The organism is Herbidospora daliensis (assembly GCF_001570585.1).
GTDB classification, from domain to species: domain Bacteria; phylum Actinomycetota; class Actinomycetes; order Streptosporangiales; family Streptosporangiaceae; genus Herbidospora; species Herbidospora daliensis.
Genome location: NZ_BBXF01000001.1, coordinates 50,578 through 71,043, shown reverse-complemented (window position 1 = coordinate 71,043; position 20,466 = coordinate 50,578). Strand labels below are relative to the sequence as shown.

18 protein-coding genes are annotated in these 20,466 nt (G+C 70.3%); 15 read left to right on the top strand and 3 right to left on the bottom strand.

Annotated features, from left to right (window positions below):
• Position 1 precedes the first annotated feature (1 nt).
• The 3 genes from AW274_RS00310 to AW274_RS00300 all read right to left on the bottom strand — a co-directional run bounded on the left by AW274_RS00310 (position 2) and on the right by AW274_RS00300 (position 6,345).
• Entirely contained in the window at positions 2-2,386 is a 2,385-nt protein-coding gene (locus AW274_RS00310) for a galactose-binding domain-containing protein (protein ID WP_062428243.1), read from the bottom strand.
• 175 nt (positions 2,387-2,561) lie between these two features.
• Positions 2,562-4,067 (bottom strand): glycoside hydrolase family 10-like protein, encoded by a 1,506-nt coding sequence (locus AW274_RS00305; RefSeq protein WP_232319913.1) that lies wholly within the window; start codon positions 4,065-4,067, stop codon positions 2,562-2,564.
• A 160-nt stretch (positions 4,068-4,227) separates the two neighbouring features.
• A complete protein-coding gene (locus AW274_RS00300) occupies positions 4,228-6,345 on the bottom strand; it encodes an elongation factor G-like protein EF-G2 (RefSeq protein ID WP_062428242.1) in 2,118 nt (705 codons plus the stop codon).
• A gap of 191 nt (positions 6,346-6,536) precedes the next feature.
• Here AW274_RS00300 and pgsA point away from each other — a divergent pair, with 191 nt between their 5' ends.
• The 15 genes from pgsA (at position 6,537) to secF (ending at position 20,389) form a co-directional block, all read left to right on the top strand.
• Positions 6,537-7,142, top strand: a complete 606-nt coding sequence (pgsA, locus tag AW274_RS00295; RefSeq protein WP_062430048.1) for a phosphatidylinositol phosphate synthase — start codon at positions 6,537-6,539, stop codon at positions 7,140-7,142.
• Positions 7,129-8,043, top strand: a complete 915-nt coding sequence (locus AW274_RS00290; RefSeq protein ID WP_062428241.1) for a phosphatidylinositol mannoside acyltransferase — start codon at positions 7,129-7,131, stop codon at positions 8,041-8,043. Before pgsA ends, AW274_RS00290 begins: the two co-directional genes overlap by 14 nt.
• Positions 8,040-9,164 (top strand): glycosyltransferase family 4 protein, encoded by a 1,125-nt coding sequence (locus tag AW274_RS00285; protein WP_062428240.1) that lies wholly within the window; start codon positions 8,040-8,042, stop codon positions 9,162-9,164. The genes AW274_RS00290 and AW274_RS00285 overlap by 4 nt, the downstream gene beginning before the upstream one ends.
• Positions 9,164-9,691 (top strand): LemA family protein, encoded by a 528-nt coding sequence (locus tag AW274_RS00280; protein WP_062428239.1) that lies wholly within the window; start codon positions 9,164-9,166, stop codon positions 9,689-9,691. The genes AW274_RS00285 and AW274_RS00280 overlap by 1 nt, the downstream gene beginning before the upstream one ends.
• Positions 9,692-9,773: 82 nt before the next feature.
• On the top strand, positions 9,774-10,781 hold the full coding sequence (locus AW274_RS00275; RefSeq protein ID WP_062428238.1) for a DUF3048 domain-containing protein: 1,008 nt from the start codon (positions 9,774-9,776) through the stop codon (positions 10,779-10,781).
• Between the two features lie 112 nt (positions 10,782-10,893).
• Positions 10,894-11,796: a pyridoxal 5'-phosphate synthase lyase subunit PdxS gene (pdxS, locus tag AW274_RS00270; protein WP_062428237.1), complete on the top strand. Its 903-nt coding sequence runs from the start codon at positions 10,894-10,896 to the stop codon at positions 11,794-11,796.
• On the top strand, positions 11,790-12,374 hold the full coding sequence (gene pdxT / locus AW274_RS00265; RefSeq protein ID WP_062339891.1) for a pyridoxal 5'-phosphate synthase glutaminase subunit PdxT: 585 nt from the start codon (positions 11,790-11,792) through the stop codon (positions 12,372-12,374). Before pdxS ends, pdxT begins: the two co-directional genes overlap by 7 nt.
• 3 nt (positions 12,375-12,377) lie before the next feature.
• The gene (locus AW274_RS00260) at positions 12,378-13,157 is read left to right on the top strand and encodes a YebC/PmpR family DNA-binding transcriptional regulator (protein ID WP_062428236.1); all 780 of its coding nucleotides are present in this window, start codon (positions 12,378-12,380) and stop codon (positions 13,155-13,157) included.
• Positions 13,158-13,206: 49 nt separating this feature from the next.
• A complete protein-coding gene (locus tag AW274_RS00255) occupies positions 13,207-14,355 on the top strand; it encodes a GNAT family N-acetyltransferase (protein WP_062428235.1) in 1,149 nt (382 codons plus the stop codon).
• A gap of 44 nt (positions 14,356-14,399) precedes the next feature.
• Positions 14,400-15,014, top strand: coding sequence for a crossover junction endodeoxyribonuclease RuvC (gene ruvC, locus AW274_RS00250; protein WP_062428234.1), 615 nt, complete (start codon positions 14,400-14,402; stop codon positions 15,012-15,014).
• Between the two features lie 133 nt (positions 15,015-15,147).
• A complete protein-coding gene (ruvA, locus tag AW274_RS00245) occupies positions 15,148-15,768 on the top strand; it encodes a Holliday junction branch migration protein RuvA (RefSeq protein ID WP_062428233.1) in 621 nt (206 codons plus the stop codon).
• Positions 15,769-15,857: 89 nt separating this feature from the next.
• Complete coding sequence (gene ruvB, locus AW274_RS00240; RefSeq protein ID WP_439648747.1) at positions 15,858-16,955, top strand: Holliday junction branch migration DNA helicase RuvB; 1,098 nt, start codon at positions 15,858-15,860, stop codon at positions 16,953-16,955.
• Between the two features lie 241 nt (positions 16,956-17,196).
• On the top strand, positions 17,197-17,559 hold the full coding sequence (yajC, locus tag AW274_RS00235) for a preprotein translocase subunit YajC (protein ID WP_063813041.1): 363 nt from the start codon (positions 17,197-17,199) through the stop codon (positions 17,557-17,559).
• A 41-nt stretch (positions 17,560-17,600) separates the two neighbouring features.
• Entirely contained in the window at positions 17,601-19,382 is a 1,782-nt protein-coding gene (secD, locus tag AW274_RS00230) for a protein translocase subunit SecD (RefSeq protein WP_369408597.1), read from the top strand.
• Complete coding sequence (gene secF / locus AW274_RS00225) at positions 19,382-20,389, top strand: protein translocase subunit SecF (protein WP_062428232.1); 1,008 nt, start codon at positions 19,382-19,384, stop codon at positions 20,387-20,389. The genes secD and secF overlap by 1 nt, the downstream gene beginning before the upstream one ends.
• Positions 20,390-20,466: the final 77 nt, after the last annotated feature.

Below are 20,466 nucleotides of genomic sequence, written 5' to 3'. Positions count from 1 at the left end.
GTCAGGAGGCGTAGACCTCCAGTTCCGAGAGTTGCCCGGCCGGCCAGCCGGTGTTCCCGGTGAACCGCAGCCGCACGTACCGCTGCGACGAGGCGGTGAAGGAGACCGTCACGGTGTTGCCGGTGGCGGGGTTGAAGGTGCGCCCCGACGCCGCCGACAGCGTCGAGAAGGTCGAGCCGTTGACGCTGCCCTGGACCTCGATGGTCTGGGTCCGGGTCTGCCACGCCGAGGCCGGCGGCAGCTTCAGCACCACCCGGGAGACCGACGTGGCCGCCCCGAGGTCGACCTGGACCCACTGCGGGAACGCGTTGTTCGGCGACTCCCAGTAGGAGCCCGCGTTGCCGTCGACGATGTTGCCCGACCCGTAGTTCTGCACGTGGCCGCTCTCGGCGGTCGCCTTCCCGGCCGCCAGGTTCACGTTCGCGGCCGGGTCGGTCGTCGCGGTCACCGCGTTCGAGGGCTGCGACAGGGAGTTCTGCCCGTCGCGGGCCCGGACCGTGAACGTGTAGGCGGTGTTCGGGGCCAGGCCGGTGACCGTGTGGGTCAGCCCGGTAGGCGAGGCCACGGGCTCGCCGTTCTGCAGCACCTGGTAGCCGGTGACCGCGACGTCGTCGGTCGAGGCCGTCCACGAGAGCGACACGCTGGTGGTGGTCTTGCCGGTGACGGTCAGGTTGCCCGGGGCGGTGGGGGGCGTGTTCTCCACCGCGCCGGTCGCGTAGACCTCCAGCTCCGACAACTGCGCGGCGGGCCAGCCGGTGTTGGCGCTGATCGTCACCCGCACGTAGCGGGCGCTCAGCGCCGGGATGGTGATGGTCGCCTGGTTGCCGGTCGCGGCGTTGAAGGTGACGCCGATCGGGCCGGTGACCGTCGTCCACGAGCTGCCGTTGGCGCTCACCGCGAGGGTGAGCGTCTGCACCCGTGAGCCCCACGCCGCGTTCGGCGGCAGCTTGAGCACGGCCCGGCCCAGGACCGACGCGGCTCCCAGGTCGACCTGGAACCACTGCGGCAGCGCGCCGGAGCTCTCCCAGTAGGTGGCGGCGTTCCCGTCGACGGCGTTGGCGGGCACGAAGCCGTTGTTGGTGCTGCTGGCGCTGGCCGCCTTGTTCAGCGCGAGGTTCGTGTCGCCGCCGGGCGGCGGGCCGCCGGTCGTCGGCTGGGTCGGCCGGGTCGCCGTCAGCGCGATCTGGCCCTTCAGCATGCGCCCGCCGTCGGCGGTGATGCGCAGGTAGTAGTCGGAGGAGCAGAACGTGCCGTCCTCGTCGAGCGCCAGGATGCCCGAACCCGCGGGCACCCACGCCTGCGTCTCGGCGGTCTTGGCGATCTGGTTGCCCTCGTTGTACTCGTCGAACATCGAGATGTAGATGCCGTGGGAGCCCGCGCGGATGGTGTTGTAGAACATGCGCCACATGAAGTCGCCGTGGACGCGGGCCCGCGACTGGAGATCGCCGGGCATCACGCACGGCTGGTAGTCGATGCCCAGGGCGTTGCACTCGGCGACGTCGCCGAGGGTGGCGTTGGCGTAGTAGCTGTCGAGCTCCGCGATGGTCCGGGCCCGGCCGACCATCCACGGGGAGATCATGTTGAACGCCCGGTAGACGTTCTCGAAGCCGGGACGCGAGTCGTTGATGCCCTGCCGCCACCAGGTGGGCACGCCGCCGATGACGTAGCAGCCCTGCGCCTTGAACCAGTTGATCACTTCGAGGCAGGGCGCCGGGGTGAACGGCCGGCTGGGCTCGCTGAAGCCGAAACCCCAGATGCACACGACGGGCTTGCCGTTCTGGCGGGCGTACATCGGGCTCTGGGTGTACGCCGACATCTTGCTCGTCCAGTCGGTCTTGATCTCCGATTGGAAGGCGAGCCAGTCGGTGACGTCGTACATGATGTAGAACTTGCGGCCGAAGGCCTCGGCGGCCTGGCGCACCTTGGCGGTCATGCCGTCGCGGATCGGGCCCTCGGCGCCGTTGGGGTTGAAGCGCTGCAGGGCGGCGGTGTCGCAGCCGTTGTCGCGCATCCAGCGGAAGTGGGTGTCGACCGTCTGCTGGTCCCAGGAGGAGAACAGGTTGGCCGTCTGGCCGTTGTTCAGGTTCTGGTAGAGCGTCGGGTAGGTGCGCGTGTAGTCGCGGTTGTCCGGCCACGACACGATCGTGGTGTTCGACGGCGAGGGCGGGACGGTGTTGTCGTGGCCGCTCCAGTGCCACCACCGGTCGATCGGCGAGCCGTCGCCCCGGCAGGCGAACCAGCCCTGGTAGCCGACGGTGATCTTGCCCACCACGTCGCCGGGTGGACTGGCCGCGTACGCCGGGCCGCTGGTCAGATGGGTCGAGGTCGCCGCGATGGCGGACGCCGAGATGGCCGAGGCGAGGAAACTACGGCGCGAGACAGCCACGTCCGATGATCCTTTCTGGCAGGCACCGGGCGGACGCTACCCGGTGAGGGGGGTGCCCTCATCCTGACAGGATCGGATCATCGGACGCAATAACTGAGCAAAAACTTGCAACTTCTATGGAGGCAGATTCCGGGCGCGAGTCACGGCCGGCCTTCGGCCGTCCGCGACTCGCTTGTCACCCCACGCGTGCTGCTACAGGGGTGCTCTCGTTGTAGAGGCGGTCGAGCGAGGTGACCTGGTAGGCGCCGTTGGCCCGGGTCTGGAACGAGGAGCGCGTCGTGACCGCGACCAGCTCGCACGAGTTGCCCGTGCCCCGGTAGACCGCGTAGGCGCGGGCCCCCGGCACGCCCGTCCAGGTCAGCGTGCCGCCCGCGTTGCGCAGGTTCTTGACCGGGCCGAGCGGCTTGGTGGGCAGGCCCTTGATCAGCGGCAGCAGCGCCGGGCGCTGGTAGTACTGCTCCTTGATCCGGGTCATCACCTTCAGCGGGTTCTGCACGACCTGCTTGGCGCTGAAGTAGACGTCGCCCTCGATCTCGGGATAGCGCTTGTTGACCGCCAGGTGCGACGGGATCTCGTTGGGCCGGTTCCAGGCCCCGCCGGTGCCGATCTGGTAGAGCCCCTGGCCGATGTAGAGGTCGACGCCGCTGCCCTTGACCGCGTTCGCCCACCAGGGCGCCAGCACGTCGTAGTCGGCCGCCGCGAAGCCCCGGTTCCAGTAGAGCTGCGGGGTCAGGTAGTCGACCGTGCCCGCCTTGATCCACGCCTTCGGGTCGGCGTAGATCGCGTCGTACGCCGACATGCCGGTGGTCTTGGAGCCGGTCGGGTCGTTGCTCTTGTTGCGCCAGATCCCGAACGGGCTGATGCCGAACTTCAGGTAGGGCTTGGCCCGGTGGACGGCCTTGTCGACCTGCGCCACGAGCTGGTTGACGTTGGCCCGCCGCCAGTTGGCCAGCGACTTGCCCGCGCCGTACTTGTCGTAGGCGGCGGTGTCGTTGAACTTCGTGCCCTGGCCCGGATAGGGGTAGAAGTAGTCGTCGAAGTGCACGCCGTCGATGTCGTAGCGGTTGACCACGTCCATGATCACCTTGGTGACGTGGTCACGGACCGACGGAAGCCCCGGGTTGTAGTAGAGGCGCCCCTCGTGCTTGACCACCCAGCCGGGGTGCTGCCGGGCCGGGTGGTTCGCGGGCAGCGCCGCGACGTTGTCGCTGTAGGCGGCCCGGTAGGGGTTGAACCAGGCGTGGAACTCCATGCCCCGCTTGTGGGCCTCGCTGATCAGGAACGGCAGCGGGTCCCAGCCCGGGTTCTTGCCCGCCTTGCCGGTCAGGTACTGCGACCAGGGCTCCAGCGACGACTTGTAGATGGCGTCGGAAGCCGGTCTGACCTGCACGAACACCGCGTTGATGCCGCGCGCGGCGGCGGTGTCGAGCATCTTGACGTATTCGGCCCGCTGCGTGGCGGGCGACAGGCCGGCCTTCGACGGCCAGTCGATGTTCTGCGTCGTCGCGATCCACATGCCGCGCATCTGGCGCTTGGCCGCCGGGCAGACGTCCTTCTTGGCCGCGGTGGTCACGTAGCTGGCACGCTCCAATCCGGGGCTGGACGCCTCCGGGACGAGCAGGTAGGCCCCCGCGGAAGCGGTCGCGGCCACGGCGACGCCGGCGATCAACTGTCGTTTCACTTGCCCTCCCCGAACGCGATGGCTGTCACAGTCTGGCATCGCATTGGCAATGCTTCGCCCGTATAGCGAAATTCGTCATACGAGGCGGATGTGACTCCACACAACGCGCGAGGAAATGCCCCGGCGCCGTTCAGGTGAAACGAACGGCGCCGGGAACCCGCTAATCAGCGGGGGTCGCGACCTTTCCGGCGAGGTGCGACGGCAATGGTTCATAACGCAGGAAAGCGCGGGTGAACGTTCCGGTTCCGTGTGACATCGACCGTAGATCTATTGCGTATCGGGTGATTTCCAGTTCCGGCACCTCGGCCCGGACCAGCGTCCGGCCGACCCCCACGGGCTCGGTGCCCAGCACCCGTCCGCGCCGCGACGACAGGTCGCTCATGACGTTGCCGACGTAGTCGTCGTCGACGAGGACCGACACCTCGTCGACCGGTTCGAGCAGCAGCGCCGGGACCTTCGCGGCGGCCTCGCGCAGGGCCAGCCCGCCCGCGATCTGGAACGCCATGTCGCTGGAGTCGACCGAGTGGGCCTTGCCGTCGTAGAGCGTGACCCTTATGTCGACCATCGGGTAGCCGGCCACCACGCCGCGCTCCATCTGGCTGCGCACGCCCTTCTCGACCGACGGGATGAACTGGCGCGGCACCACGCCGCCGACGATCTTGTCGACGAACTCGAACCCCGACCCCGAGGGCAGCGGCTCGATCTCCAGGTGGCAGATGGCGTACTGGCCGTGGCCGCCGGTCTGCTTGACGTTGCGGCCCATGCCCTGCGCCTTGCCGCCGAAGGTCTCGCGCAGCGGCACCCGCAGGTCGATCTTCTCCACCTCGACGCCGTGGCGGCGCGAGAGCCGGTCGAGCAGCACGTCGGCGTGGGCCTCGCCCATGCACCACAGCACCAGCTGCCGGGTCTCGGCGTTGTTCTCCAGGCGCAGCGTCGGGTCTTCGGCCACCAGGCGGTTCAGCGCCTGGGAGAGCTTGTCCTCGTCGGCCTTCGACTTGGCCCTGATCGCGACGGGGAGCAGCGGCTCGGGCATCTGCCACGGCTCCATGACCAGCGGGTTCTCCTTCTCCGACAGGGTGTCGCCGGTCTCGGCGTGGCCGAGCTTGGCCACCGCGACCACGTCGCCGGCCACGCATTTGCCCACCGGGCGCTGGGTCTTGCCGAGCGGCGAGGACAACGCGCCGACGCGCTCGTCGACGTCGTGCTCGTGCTGGGGCACGTGCCCGGAGACGTGCACGGTCATGTCGGGCCGCAGGGTGCCCGAGAAGACGCGGACCAGGCTGATGCGGCCCACGTAGGGGTCGCTGGTCGTCTTGACCACCTCGGCCACCAGCGGCCCGTCGGGGTCGCACCGGCAGACCCTGACGCTCTTGCCGTCTATGGTCGTGACGTCGGGCAGCCGGTGCTCGGGCGGGCACGGGAACCCCTGGGTGATCACTTCGAGCAGCTCGGGCATGCCCACGCCCGGCGCGCTCACCAGCACCGGGTGGAAACTGGCCCGCGCGACCGCCTTCTCCAGGTCGTCGATGAGGACCTTGGTGTCGATCTCCTCGCCTTCGAGGTAGCGGTCCATGAGCGATTCGTCCTCGCTCTCCTGGATGATCCCCTCGATGAGCGACCCGCGGTACATCTCGATCAGCTCGACCTGGTCGGCGTCGGGCTCTCTTTCGGTACGCGACCCGCCGGAGTAGTCGAACACGCGCTGCGACAGCAGGCCCACGAGCGCGTCGCCGCCCACCGGCAGGTAGAGCGGCGCGACCCCCTCGCCGAAGGCGTCCTGGCAGGCGGTGAGGACCTCGTCGAAGTCGGCCCGCTGGTGGTCGATCTTGGTGATGACGACCGCGCGCGGCATGCCCACGCTCGCGCACTCGTCCCAGATCTGCCGGGTCAGCCCGTCGACCCCGTCGGTGGCGGCGACCACGAACAGCGCCGCGTCGGCGGCCCGCAGGCCGGCCCGCAGGTCCCCGACGAAGTCGGCGTACCCGGGCGTGTCGAGCAGGTTGATCTTTATCCCGTTGTACGTCAGCGGCGCGAGGGCCAGGTTCACCGACCGCTGCTGGCGGACCTCGACCTCGTCGAAGTCGCTGATGGTGGTGCCGTCTTCGACCCGGCCCGTGCGCGGGATGGTGCCGGTCGCCGCGAGCAGCGCCTCCACCAAGGTCGTCTTCCCCGATCCGGAGTGGCCGACGAGCACGACGTTGCGCACCATGTCCGGCTGGTCGGCCGATGGTGCCCTGCCCGCGGCTCCCGATGTCCCTCCGTTAGCCTTCTCCGCCACTTTCGCCTCCTGGATTGGAGGGGAGGCCGCAGGCCGCGTGAACGACCGGCGGCCGCCCGGCCGCCTGCTGTGACGCGCCCCGCACCCCGATCGGAAAGGCGCGTGTAACCCACCCTTAACCGTTGTGGTCCAGATCACAAGACCTGGACAGGGAATGTGCGCGGTGGTGCATGCCCTACGATCGGACCGCCATGCTGAACGTTCTGCGTCCCGCCATGACCAGGCTCATGAGCCCCTTGGGCCGGTTCCTCGCGCGCCATGGCGTCACTCCCAACATGATCACCGCGGCCGGCACGCTCGGCACGGTCGCCTCGTCCCTGTGGTTCTACCCACATGGGCAGCTCGTCGCGGGCAGCCTCGTGATCACCTTCTTCGTGCTCGCCGACCTGCTCGACGGCATCCTGGCCCGGATGACCAAGGGCTCGACCTGGGGCGCCTTCCTCGACTCGACCCTCGACCGGGTCGCCGACGCGGGCGTCTTCTCCGGCCTGATCATCTACCTGGTCCTCGACGGCCAGCGGGTGCTGGCCCTGGGCGGCCTGCTCTGCCTGGTCGGCGGCGCGGTCGTCTCCTACGCCAAGGCGCGGGCCGAGGGTCTCGGCATGACCGCCAACGTCGGCATCGCCGAACGCGGAGAGCGATTGCTCGTCGTGCTCGTGGTGGCCTTCCTCGACGGATTGGGCGTGCCGTACGTTCTGGCTGTGGGTCTTTGGGGGCTGGCCGTCGCCAGCGTGATCACTGTGGGGCAGCGCATGCACGTCGTCTACAAGCAGGCGGTGGACCATGACGCTCACTGACCGGATCGTCGCGTCGGCCTACACGGCCGGCTGGGCCATCGTCCGGTTCGTCCCGGAGAAGGCGGCCGCCTTCGTGTTCCGGCGCATCGCCGACGTCATGTGGTGGCGTCAGGGCAAGTCGGTGAAGCGCCTGGAGTCCAACCTGGCCCGGGTGACCGGCGGCGACCAGGCCTCGCTCCGCGCGCTGTCCAAGAGGGGCCTGCGGTCCTACATGCGCTACTGGATGGAGATCTTCCGGCTGCCCGACATGGATCCGAAGCAGATCCACGCCCGCACCCACTCCCACGACGAGCACCTGATCTTCGACACCGTCGCCTCCGGGCGCGGGGTCGTGATCGCGCTGCCCCACATGGGCAACTGGGACGCCGCCGGGGTCTGGCTGGTGCAGAGCGGCCACCCGTTCACGACCGTGATGGAGCGCCTCAAGCCCGAGTCGCTCTTCGAGAAGTTCGTCGCCTTCCGGACCGCCATCGGGATGGAGGTGCTGCCGCTGACCGCCAAGGGGGGCGGCACCGCCCACGCCTTCGGCACGCTGGCCCAGCGCACCCGCGCCGGGGGCGTGGTCTGCCTGCCGGCCGATCGCGACCTGACCGAGAGCGGGGTCGAGGTCGACTTCTTCGGCGCCCGCACCCGCATGGCCGCCGGGCCCGCCCTGCTGGCGCTCCAGACCGGGGCGGCGCTGCTGCCGGTGATCGTCTACTTCGACGGCGCCGACTGGGGTTTAGACGTCCATCCGGAAGTGCCCGTGCCGGCCGAGGGGACCCGGCAGGAGAAGGCGGCCGCGCTCACGCAGGGCATGGCGGCGGCCTTCGAGAAGGGCATCGCGGAACACCCTGACGACTGGCACATGCTCCAGCGGTTGTGGCTCGACGACCTGGAGCCCCGGGAGCCCCGGCCGTGAGGATCGGGATCGTCTGCCCGTACATGTGGGACGTCCCGGGCGGTGTCCAGGCCCACGTGCGCGACCTGGCCGAGGCGCTGATCGACGACGGGCACCGGGTCTCGGTCATGGCGCCCGCCGGCGACGACGCGCCGCTCCCGGCCTACGTGGTGTCGGCCGGGCGGGCCGTCCCGGTGCCCTACAACGGGTCGGTGGCCCGGCTGACCTTCGGGTTCCTGTCGGCCAACCGGGTCCGCAAGTGGATCCGCGAGGGCCGCTTCGACGTGCTCCACGTCCACGAGCCGGCCGTGCCGTCGGTGGGGCTGCTGGCCTGCTGGGTGGCGCGCGGGCCGATCGTGGCGACCTTCCACGCCTCCTACGAGCGTTCGCGGGCCGTGTCGGTGACCGCGCCCGTGCTCCACACCGCCCTGGAGAAGATCACCGGCCGGATCGCCGTCTCCGACGCCGCCCGCAAGACCCTGGTCGAGCACATGGGCGGCGACGCCGTGCTGATCCCCAACGGGGTCACCGTCGACCGCTACGCCGAGGCCGAGCCCCTGCCGGGCTGGGGCCCCGACGGGACCGTGCTCGGCTTCCTGGGGCGGATGGACGAACCCCGCAAGGGCCTGGCCGTGCTGCTGGAGGCGTTCGCGAAGCTGGCGGGGGAGCGGCCGGGGGTGCGCCTGCTGGTCGCCGGGCCCGGCGACGCCGACGACGTCTACGCCAAGCTGCCGAAGAACCTGCACGACCGCGTCGAGCTGCTCGGCATGGTCAGCGAGGCCGACAAGATCCGCGCCCTCCACTCCGTCGACGTCTTCGTCGCCCCCAACCTGGGCGGCGAGAGCTTCGGCATCGTGCTGACCGAGGCCATGTCGGCGGGCGCGACCATCCTGGCCAGCGACATCCCGGCCTTCCGCAAGGTGCTGGGCGACGGCCAGGCCGGGGCCCTGTTCGCCACCGGCGACGCCGCCGCGCTGGCGCGTGAGGCCGCCGCGCTGCTCGACGACCCGCAGCGCCGGGCCAAATACTCCGACGAGGCCCGCCTCGCGGTCCGCAAATACGACTGGTCGACCGTCGCCCGCGACGTCCTGCGGGTCTACGAGACCGTCACCGGCGCCCCGGTCGGCGTGGAGGACGAGTAGTGAACACCACGGTCATCCTGGTCGTCGGCGTGGTGATCGTGCTGACGGCCGTCTACATCTCCTGGCGGGCCGGGCGGCTCGACCGCCTGCACATCCGGCTGGAGACCGCCCACGCCGCCCTCGACGCCGCCCTCCTGCGGCGGGCCGCGGTGAGCCTGGAGCTGGCCGGCTCGCGGCTGCTCGACCCGGCCACCTCCCTGGTGCTGGCGGCGGCGGCGCACGAGGCCCGCACCGCCGGGCCCGACGAGCGCGAGCACGCCGAGAGCGACCTGTCGCGCACCCTGCGGGCGGTCGTCGACCAGGAGACCTTCGCCGAGAAGGTGCAGGCCCCCGAGCTGCTGGCCGAGCTCGACGCCTCGGTCGCCAAGGTCGTCTACTCGCGGCGGTTCTACAACAACGCCGTCGACGTCACCCGGGTCGCCCAGCGCCGTTTCCTGGCCCGGATCCTGCGGCTGGCGGGGCACACGCCCTACCCCGAGTTCTTCGACATCGACGACGACCCCCCGAAGGCCATGGCGGGCGCCTGACCGACTTGACGGACTCTGACCGAATTACCAGCTGACGCCGGTAAGCTGGCGCGGATTTTTCGGGACTCGGGAGGAGTTGTCCGTGCGGGCACATCGGTTGGGCGTTCTCATGCTCGCGGCGGCGACCCTGCTGACCGCGTGCTCCTCGGGGGGCGAGAGCGGCAACCCCGGCACGACGCCGCAGGCCGCCGGCGCCGCCGCGTCGCCCTCGCCGACCAAGCCCCCGGAGCACCCGTTCACCGGCATGCCGGTCGCCGCCCGCAAGCCGGTCCTGGCCGTCAAGATCGAGAACACCCACTCGGGCAAGCCGCAGATCGGCGTGAAGTCGGCCGACATCGTCTACGTCGAGCAGGTCGAGGGCGGCCTGACCCGGCTGATGGCGATCTTCTCCTCGAAGCTGCCCAAGGAGGTCGGCCCGGTCCGCTCGGCCCGCATCTCCGACCTGCACATCCTGCCGATGTTCGGCAAGCCCGCCCTGGCCTACTCGGGCGTGCAGACCAAGATGATCCCGTTCGTGCAGCAGGCGTCGCTGGTCGACGTGTCGGACAGCTCGGCCCCCGGCGCCTACTTCCGCTACCCGGGCCGGGTCGCCCCCTACAACCTGGTCGGCCGGCCCGCCCAGCTGCTGAAGCAGGCCAAGGCGACCAAGGCCAAGGACATCGGGTTCACCTTCTCCGACGAGGCGCCCGAAGGCGGCACGCCGAGGCGGTCGTACACGGTGAAGTACCCCGCCGCGACCTTCACCTTCCAGTGGAACGCGGGCACGAAGAAGTGGGCCGTCATCCAGGACGGCGAGAAGGACATGGCCGCCGAGGGCGGCCAGATCGCCCCCGCCACCGTGGTCGTGCAGTACACCAAGACCGAGCGGTCGCAGTTCCACGACTTCACCGGCAGCTACACGCCGCTGGTCCACTCGACCGGCAGGGGCACCGGCGTCGTGCTGCGCGACGGGCAGGCGTACAAGGTCAGGTGGAAGCGGCCGACTGAGGAGGACGGCACCACGTTCACGCTGGCCGACGGCACCCCGATGCCGTTCGCCCGAGGCCAGGTCTGGGTCGTGCTCGCCTCCCGGACGCCGATCGCGCCGTAGCCGGACTGTCCGGTTCCGCCAGTCTTTCGGTACGAAATGGACTGTCGTTTTGGTTCGCTCGGGCGCCTAATATAGAACCAATTCACCTTGTCCCCTCGAGTGAGGTAGCGCCGTGTCCAGCCCCGAAACGACCCCGTCCGTCGGCACCGCGCGCGTGAAGCGCGGCATGGCCGAGATGCTCAAGGGCGGCGTGATCATGGACGTCGTCACGCCCGACCAGGCCAAGATCGCCGAAGACGCCGGCGCGGTCGCGGTCATGGCCCTGGAGCGGGTGCCCGCCGACATCCGCGCGCAGGGCGGCGTGTCGCGCATGAGCGACCCCGACATGATCGACGGCATCATCGCCGCCGTCTCGATCCCGGTCATGGCCAAGGCCCGCATCGGCCACTTCGCCGAGGCCCAGGTCCTGCAGTCGCTCGGCGTCGACTACGTCGACGAGTCGGAGGTGCTCACCCCGGCCGACTACGCCAACCACATCGACAAGTGGCGCTTCACGGTGCCCTTCGTGTGCGGCGCCACCAACCTGGGCGAGGCCCTGCGCCGCATCACCGAGGGCGCGGCCATGATCCGCTCCAAGGGCGAGGCCGGCACCGGCGACGTCTCCAACGCCGTCACCCACATGCGCACCATCCGCGCCGAGCTCAAGCGCCTCTCGTCCCTTCCGGAAGACGAGCTCTACGTCGCCGCCAAGGAGCTGCAGGCCCCCTACGAGCTGGTCGCCGAGGTCGCCCGCGAGGGCAAGCTGCCGGTCGTGCTGTTCACCGCGGGCGGCATCGCCACCCCGGCCGACGCCGCGATGATGATGCAGCTCGGCGCCGAAGGCGTGTTCGTCGGCTCCGGCATCTTCAAGTCGGGCAACCCCGCCCAGCGGGCCGCCGCGATCGTCAAGGCCACCACGTTCTTCGACGACCCCGACGTGATCGCCAAGGTCTCGCGCGGCCTCGGCGAGGCCATGGTCGGCATCAACGTCGACGACATCCCGGTGCCCCACCGCCTGGCCGAGCGCGGCTGGTGAGCACACCCACGATCGGCGTGCTCGCGCTCCAGGGCGACGTCCGCGAGCACGCCCGCGCCTTGGTGGAGTCGGGCGCCGTCGCGGTGGCGGTCCGCCGCCCCGAGGAGCTCGACCAGGTCGACGCCCTGGTCATCCCGGGCGGCGAGTCGACCACGATGTGGAAGCTCGCGGTGGCGTTCGAGATGTTCGACCCCATCCAGCAGCGGGTCAAGGCGGGCATGCCCGCCTACGGCTCCTGCGCCGGCATGATCATGCTGGCCGACCGCATCGAGGGCGGCATCGAGGGCCAGCAGACCCTCGGCGGCCTCGACATGGTCGTGCGCCGCAACGCCTTCGGGCGCCAGGTCGACTCCTTCGAGTACGATCTGGACCTCCCGGGGATTCAGGGCTTCCGGGCGATCTTCATCCGGGCGCCCTGGGTCGAGTCCGTCGGAAACGATGTCGAAGTGCTGGCCCGCGCCGGGGATAGGATCGTCGCGGTCCGCCAGGGCCCCTTGCTCGCCACCTCGTTCCACCCGGAACTGACCGGCGACGCGCGGGTCCATTCGTATTTCGTTGAGATGGTAAGGGAGCTCTAGCCGATGTCCGGCCACTCCAAATGGGCGACGACGAAGCACAAGAAGGCCGCGCTCGACGCCAAGCGCGGGAAGCTGTTCGCCAAGCTCATCAAGAACATCGAAGTGGCGGCCAGGACCGGTGGCCCCGATCCTGAAGGCAACCCGACCCTCTACGACGCCATCACCAAGGCGCGCAAGAGCTCGGTGCCGGTCGACAACATCGAGCGCGCCCGCAAGCGCGGCGGCGGCCTCGAAGCCGGCGGCGCCGACTGGCAGACGATCATGTACGAGGGCTACGGCCCCAGCGGCGTCGCCATGCTCATCGAGTGCCTCACCGACAACCGCAACCGCGCGGCGTCCGAGGTCCGGGTCGCGCTGACCCGCAACGGCGGCTCGCTGGCCGACCCCAACTCGGTCTCCTACATGTTCAACCGCAAGGGCGTCATCCTGGTGCCCAAGCTGGTGTCGGAGACCAAGGCCGGCCGCGTCGAGCTCACCGAAGACCAGGTCCTCGAAGTGGTGCTCGAAGCGGGCGCCGAAGAGGTCAACGACCTGGGCGAGTCGTTCGAGATCGTGACCGAGGCCAGCGACCTCGTGCCGGTCCGCAAGGCCCTCCAGGACGCCGGCATCGACTACGACTCGGCCGACAGCAGCTTCCTGCCGTCGATCAACGTCCCGGTCGACGAAGACACGGCCCGCAAGGTCTTCAAGCTGATCGACGCGCTCGAAGACAGCGACGACGTGCAGAACGTCTACGCCAACGCCGACGTCTCCGACGAGATCCTGGCCAAGCTCGACGCCTGAAACCGGCTGGATTGCGCGGTTCCGTGAGGCCTGCGTAGGTTGTGGTTCCGTGGATATCCGTGATCTCGGCGAAGACGATCTCGACGCGGTGCTCGACAACCGCAAGCGGGCCTTCGGGCCACTCTCGGCGTCCGACGCCGCGATCTGGCGCCGCATGGTCACGCCGTTGTTGTCCCAGGGCCGCTGCCTGGGCGTCTTCGACGGCGCCCGGCTGGTCGCCACGGCCCGGCTCAACCCCTTCACGCAGTGGTGGCACGGCCGCCCGCAGTCCATGGGCGGCGTGGCCGGCGTCACCGTGGCGCCCGAAGACCGGGGCAGGGGCGTCGGCCGGATGCTGATGAGTGCCGTGCTCGACCGCTGCTCCGAACTCGGATCGGCGGTCTCGGCGCTCTATCCGGCGACCACCCCGGTCTACCGGAACGCGGGCTTCGAGCACGCCGGCGGCCGCCTGATCGCGACCCTGCCCACCGAAGCGCTGCGCACGATCGCCCCCGGCGCGCCGGCCGGGCTGCGCCGCATGGGCCCCGGCGACACCGACGAGCTGGTGGCGCTGATCGGCCGCGTCCACGCCGCCACCCGGGCCTCGGGCCCGCTGACCTACACGCCGGAGACCTGGCGGGTCTGGCTCGAAGACGACGACGACTTCTGCTACCTCGCCGACGACGGCTACGTGATCTACCGCTGGTCGGGCGGCGACATCGAGGTCGACGGCCTCCTCGCCGCCTCCGAGGCCACCGCACGGGCCCTGTGGGCCCTCGTCGGCACCTCCTCGTCGGTCGCCAAGCGGGTCACCGCCACGATCGCGCCCGACGACCCGGTCCTGTGGCTGCTGCGCGAACGCTCCACCGACGTCGTGGCGTCCACCCGCTGGATGTTCCGCCTCGTCGACCCCGCCGACGCGATCGCCCGGCGCGGCTACCCGGCGGCGGTCACCGCCGCCGTCACGTTCGAGCTCACCGACCCGGCCCGCCCCGCCAACGACGGCACCTGGCTCCTGGAGGTCGCCGACGGCACGGGCGCCCTGTCGAAGGGCGCCGGGCCGGGCCCGGCCCTCACGATCAACGCCCTCTCGGCCCTGTACGCCGGCGTGCCCGCCGCCACTCTGCGCATGTCGGGCGGGCTGACCGGCCCCGCCCTCTTCGACGACACCCTCGACGCCGTGTTCGCCGCGAAGGCGTACCTGCTCGACTACTTCTAGTGTAAGATCGCCGAACACATGTTCGGAGCGGAAGGGGGCCGCCGGTGCGCGTGCTGGGTGTCGACCCCGGGCTCACCCGCTGCGGCGTCGGCGTCGTCGACGGCCGCCCCGGATCGCCCGCCCGCCTGGTGGCCGTCGGCGTGATCCGCACCCCGGCCGACGACGAGATCGGCGCCCGCCTGGTCGCGATCGAGCGGGGCCTCGAGAAGTGGCTCGACGAGACCGCGCCCGACGCGGTGGCCGTCGAGCGGGTGTTCGCGCAGCACAACGTCCGCACCGTCATGGGCACCGCCCAGTCGGCCGCCGTGGCCATCCTGTGCGCGTCGCGCCGCGGGCTGCCCGTCGCGCTCCACACCCCCTCCGAGGTCAAGGCCGCCGTCACCGGCAGCGGCACCGCCGACAAGAAGCAGGTCGGCACCATGGTCACCCGCATCCTCCGCCTCGACGCCATGCCCAAGCCCGCCGACGCCGCCGACGCGCTGGCGCTGGCCATCTGCCACGTGTGGCGCGGGGGAGTGCAGAACCGCCTGGCGGGCGCCGTGGCGACCGCCCGGGCGGGCGGGCTCGCGCCAGGCCGGCCGGGCGGGCCGCCCGGGGGTGGTGCGGGGGGCCGCGAGCAGGGCGACCACCAGCCCGGCCGGTCCCGGAGCCCCCGGTGAGACCCTGCCCCTCAGTGAGGCCCTGCCCCCCGGTGATCGCCGCCGTCCGTGGAGCGCGCCCCCCGTTCTGGTCGTCCGTCCTTTCGGGCCGGGGTTCCTCTCCGGTCCTCGTCCGCAATCCCGGGAGCACCTGATGATCGCCTCGGTGTCCGGTCTGGTCACCGCCATCGCCCCTGACGCCGCCGTGGTCGAGGTCGGCGGGGTGGGCGTGCTGGTCCACTGCACGCCCGGCACCCTCGGGCTGCTGCGTGTGGGGGAGACCGGCCGGTTGTCGACCTCGCTGGTCGTCCGGGAGGAGTCGCTGACCCTCTACGGGTTCGCCTCCGACGACGAGCGGGTGGTGTTCGAGATGCTGCAGACCGCCAGCGGCATCGGTCCCCGGCTCGCGCTGGCGATGCTGGCCGTCCACTCGCCCAACGCGCTGCGCGTCGCGGTGGCCTCCGGCGACCTCAAGGCGCTGCAGATGGTGCCGGGCATCGGGCAGAAGGGCGCGCAGCGGCTCGTGCTGGAGCTCAAGGGCAAGCTGGGCACCCCCGAAGAGGTCGTGAACGCCGCGATCAACGGGCCCGCCCGCGAGGCCCTGTGGCGCGAGCAGGTGCATTCGGGCCTCGTCGGGCTCGGCTACTCCGCCCGCGACGCCGACGACGCCCTCGCCGTGGTGACCCCCGACGCCGAGGCCGAACTGGCTGCTGGGCGCCAGCCCCAGATCGCGCCGCTGCTGAAGGCCGCCCTCCGGGCGCTGAGCGTGCGATGAAAGATTCACTTCCCGGCGTCCCGGCCGAGCCGTCCCGCGAACGTGACGGCCTGCTGCCCGGGTCGGCCGGCGGGTTCCGCGAAGGGTCGATCCACGAGCCGGGCGACGGGTCCTACGAGGTCGAGATCGCCGGCTCCTTCGAACGCGAGCTGGTCTCGGCCGACGTCCAGGGCGACGAGCGGCTGATCGAGGCGGCGCTGCGGCCCAAGCGGCTGGCCGAGTTCATCGGGCAGCCGAGGGTCAGGGAGCAGCTCTCCCTGGTGCTCGAAGGGGCGCTGCGGCGCAACCGGCCGCCCGACCACGTGCTGATGAGCGGGCCGCCCGGCCTCGGCAAGACCACCCTCGCCATGATCATCGCGGCCGAGCTGGGGGCCCCGCTGCGGGTGACCTCGGGCCCGGCGCTGGAGCGGGCCGGCGACCTGGCCGCGATCCTGTCGACGCTGACCGACGGCGAAGTGCTCTTCATCGACGAGATCCACCGCATGGCCCGGCCCGCCGAAGAGATGCTCTACCTGGCGATGGAGGACTTCCGGGTCGACATCGTCGTCGGCAAGGGCCCGGGGGCGACCGCGATCCCGCTGGAGGTCGCGCCGTTCACCCTCGTCGGGGCCACCACCCGGGCGGGCCTGCTGCCGGCGCCGCTGCGCGACCGGTTCGGGTTCACCGCCCACATGGAGTTCTACGACGAGGCCGAGCTCGAGACCGTGCTCAACCGCTCGGCCCGGCTGCTCGGCGTCGACCTGCCGGAAGAAGGAGCCGCCGAGATCGCCGGCCGCTCAAGGGGCACCCCCCGCATCGCCAACCGGCTGCTGCGGCGGGTGCGCGACTTCGCCGAGGTGCGCGCCGACGGGCTGATCACCCGGGAGATCGCCGCGGCCGCACTCAATCTTTACGAAGTCGACGCCGAGGGCCTCGACCGGCTCGACCGGGCCGTCCTGGGCGCGCTGCTGCGCAAGTTCGGCGGCGGGCCCGTCGGGCTGTCGACACTCGCCGTAGCCGTGGGGGAGGAGCCCGAGACCGTCGAGGTGGTCGCCGAGCCGTTCCTCGTCCGGCAGGGGCTGCTCGCCCGCACCCCGCGCGGACGGGTGGCCACGGCCGCCGCCTGGGTCCATCTGGGCCTGGTCCCGCCGCCCGACGCGTTCGGGGCCGGCGTGGTCTTCGACGACCCTCCTGATAACCCACAGTGATGCCGGAAAGGGCCTTGGGGATCACGGAATGGTTGCAATAGGCGTGAAAACGGAACTTTCCCGCGCGGCGGATCGTGGCCTCGTTGCCGGGGTTCTGACAGCTCGCCTACACTGCGTGGCTTGGCTGGGTGGCTAGGCTCGCTATGTAAGGTGACGTGCCGAGCGTGTGGCCCGGACCGGCGTCAAACCTCGTGTGACCTCCGGCGAATGGCCGGTCATCTCTTCAACGAAGGAGAGCCCCGTGGAAGGGCTTGCGCAGCTACTCCCGATCGTCCTGCTCTTCGTGGTCTTCTACTTCCTGCTCATCCGCCCGCAGCGGAAGCGGCAGCAGGAGCAGGTCGCGATGCAGAACTCGCTCAGCGTGGGTTCCCGCGTGATGACCACAACGGGCCTGTTCGGCACCGTGGTCGGCTTCGCCGACGAAGACGTCATCCTCGAGGTCGCGCCCGGGATCGAGACCCGCTGGGTCAAGGCCGCGATCGGCCGGGTCCTCACCGAGGAGCCCGGCGACGGGATCGACTCGACCGAGACCGATGAGAAGTCCGACGACGACAACGTCGCGGAAAGCCCGGAGACTGGAGACTCCAGCACCCGCAAGTCCTGAGTACCCTCATTGAAGACCCCTTGACGAAAGACTGACCACCAGTGGCCCCACCGACCAGCAGCCAGATCAAGCCGGGACGCACGCTCCTGCTTCTTCTGGCGATCATCGCCGCCATGGGCGCGGCCGTGGTCCTGCAGAACGCGTACATCCCGAAGTTCGGTCTCGACCTGGCGGGCGGCACGACTGTCACGCTCTCGCCCGAGACCCTCGACAACAAGGCGCCCTCGCAAGAGAGCCTCGATCGGGCCGTCAACATCATCCGTGACCGCGTCAACGGGCAGGGCATCTCCGACGCCCAGGTCGCGAGGGCCAGTGACAACATCCTGATCCAGATCCCGGGCGCGGGTCAGGAAGAGGCGTTGAAGCTGGTGGCCACGACCGCCGAGCTCCGCTTCCGCCAGGTGCTCGCCGTCGGCCCGGCGCAGGCTCAGCCGGCCGCGCTGCCCAGCGACGCGGCCTCGCCGGCCCCGTCGGGCTCGCTCCCGGCCGTGACGCCGTCGGCCGCCGCCTCTCCAGCCGCCAGCCCGGCGGGCCGGGCGGTCTCCAAGGCCCTCCAGGCGCCCTCGCCGACCGCGAGCGCCGAAGCGGGCCAGGGGAACAAGCAGCAGGGCGACAACCAGCAGGGCAACGGCAAGAAGAAGAACGCCGAGCCCAGCCCGGCCGCCTCGCCGCTCGTGACGACGCAGCCCTCGGCCGACCCGAACGCCGCCGCCGACCCGCTGGCGGGCCAGGACCTGTCCGGCATCGACCCGGCCGTCCTGCAGCAGTTCAAGGACCTCAAGTGCACGGCCAACAACAAGGGCGCGGGCGTCCTCGACGACCCGACCAAGCAGTTCGCGGCCTGTGACGAGAGCGGCACCGCGAAGTACATCCTCGACGTGGCCGCGGTCCAGGGTTCGGAGATCAGCACCGCCTCGTCCGGCGTGCGCCAGGACACCGGCGAGTGGGTCGTCAACCTCGACTTCAAGAGCGCGGGCGCCACGAAGTGGTCCGAGCTGACCAACAAGACCTTCAACAGCCAGCCGCCGCGCAACCAGATCGGCGCGGTGCTCGACGGCGTGGTCGTGACGGCCCCGGTCTCCAACGGCCGCATCACCGGCGGCAAGACCGAGATCTCGGGCAGCTTCACCTCGCAGACCGCGACCGAACTGGCCGACCAGCTCAAGTACGGCGCGCTGCCGCTGAAGTTCAAGGTCAGCTCGACCGTGTCGGTCTCCTCGACCCTCGGCGCCGACCAGCTGCGCGGCGGTCTGATCGCGGGCGGCATCGGCCTCGTGATCGTCATGCTCTACCTGCTGCTCTACTACCGCGGCCTCGGCGTGGTCGGCATCGCCAGCCTCCTGGTCGCGACGGTCGTCACCTACCTGTCGGTCGTGGTGCTCAGCGCCAACGCGGGCTTCCGCCTGTCGCTGCCGCACATCATCGGCCTGGTGGTCTCGATCGGCATCACCGCCGACTCCTTCATCGTCTACTTCGAGCGAATCCGAGACGAGATGAAGGAGGGCCGGCGCAGCCTGCGCACGGCCGTCGAAGTGGCCTGGAAGCGCGCCCGCCGCACGATCCTCGTGGCCGACGCGGTCATGTTCATCGCGGCCCTGGTGCTCTACTTCCTGGCCGTCGGCGACGTCGCCGGCTTCGCCTTCGCGATGGGCCTGACGACCGTCATCGACATCGTGGTGGTGTTCCTCTTCACCAAGCCGCTCATGTCGCTGGTGGCGCGCATGGCGTTCTTCGCCAAGGGCCACCCGCTGTCCGGACTCGACGCCGAGCGCATGGCGCGCACCGATTCGTCGTCCACCTCGACCACCCTCCAGGAGGCGTGATGGCCGCCGGCCTCGCGCGCCGCCTCTACCGCGGCGACATCGACATCGACTTCGTCGGTAAGCGCAAGCTCTGGTACGGCCTGTCGCTCACGCTGCTGATCATCTCGATCGCCGGTCTGTTCATCAAGCCGCTCAACCTGGGCGTCGAGTTCACCGGCGGCTCGGTCTTCGACTTCACCCGCACGCCCGGCTCGTCGATCGAGCAGGTGCGTGAGGTGGTCGGCTCGGCCGGTCCCCACCAGGTGATCGTCCAGGAGGCCGGTCCGAACTGGCGGGTGACCACCGAGAGCCTCGAAGGCGCCGAGGTCACCAAGGTCCAGCAGACCGTCGCGAGCGAGTACAAGATCCAGCCCAACGACGTCAGCACCCAGGTCATCGGGGCGACGTGGGGCGGTGAGGTCTCGACCAAGGCCTGGATCGGCCTGATCGTCTTCATGATCGCGATCATGGCCTACCTGAGCATGGCGTTCGAGTGGCGGATGGCGCTGGCGGCGATCGTCGCGCTCATCCACGACCTCGTGATCACGGCCGGCATCTACTCCTGGTCGGGCTTCGAGGTCACCCCGGCGACCATGCTGGGCTTCCTGACCATCCTCGGTTATTCGCTCTACGACGCGGTCGTCGTGTTCGACATGATCAAGGAGGTCACGACCCCGCTGAAGACGTCGGCCAAGATGACCTACACCCAGGCGGCCAACAACGCCCTCAGCCACACCCTGATCCGGTCGCTCAACACCTCGCTGGTGGCGATCCTGCCGGTCGCGGCGATCCTGTTCATCGGGACCACCCTGCTCGGCGCCGGTGTGCTGAAGGACCTCTCGCTGGCCCTCTTCGTCGGCATGCTCGTCGGCACCTACTCCTCCCTCTGCGTGGCGACGCCGATCCTGGTGTCGCTCAAGGAGCGCGAGCCCCAGTGGATCGCCCTCGCCAAGCGAGTGGCCCAGCGCGAGGCCTCCGAGGCCAAGCAGGCCTCCGCGAAGGAGAAGAAGGAGCACGTCAAGAAGTAGCAAAGCGAGCCGCGGCCGGCTGGTGGCCGGCCGTGGTTCGCGTCGGGAATCCACCCGATAGACATACGAAAGCCCTG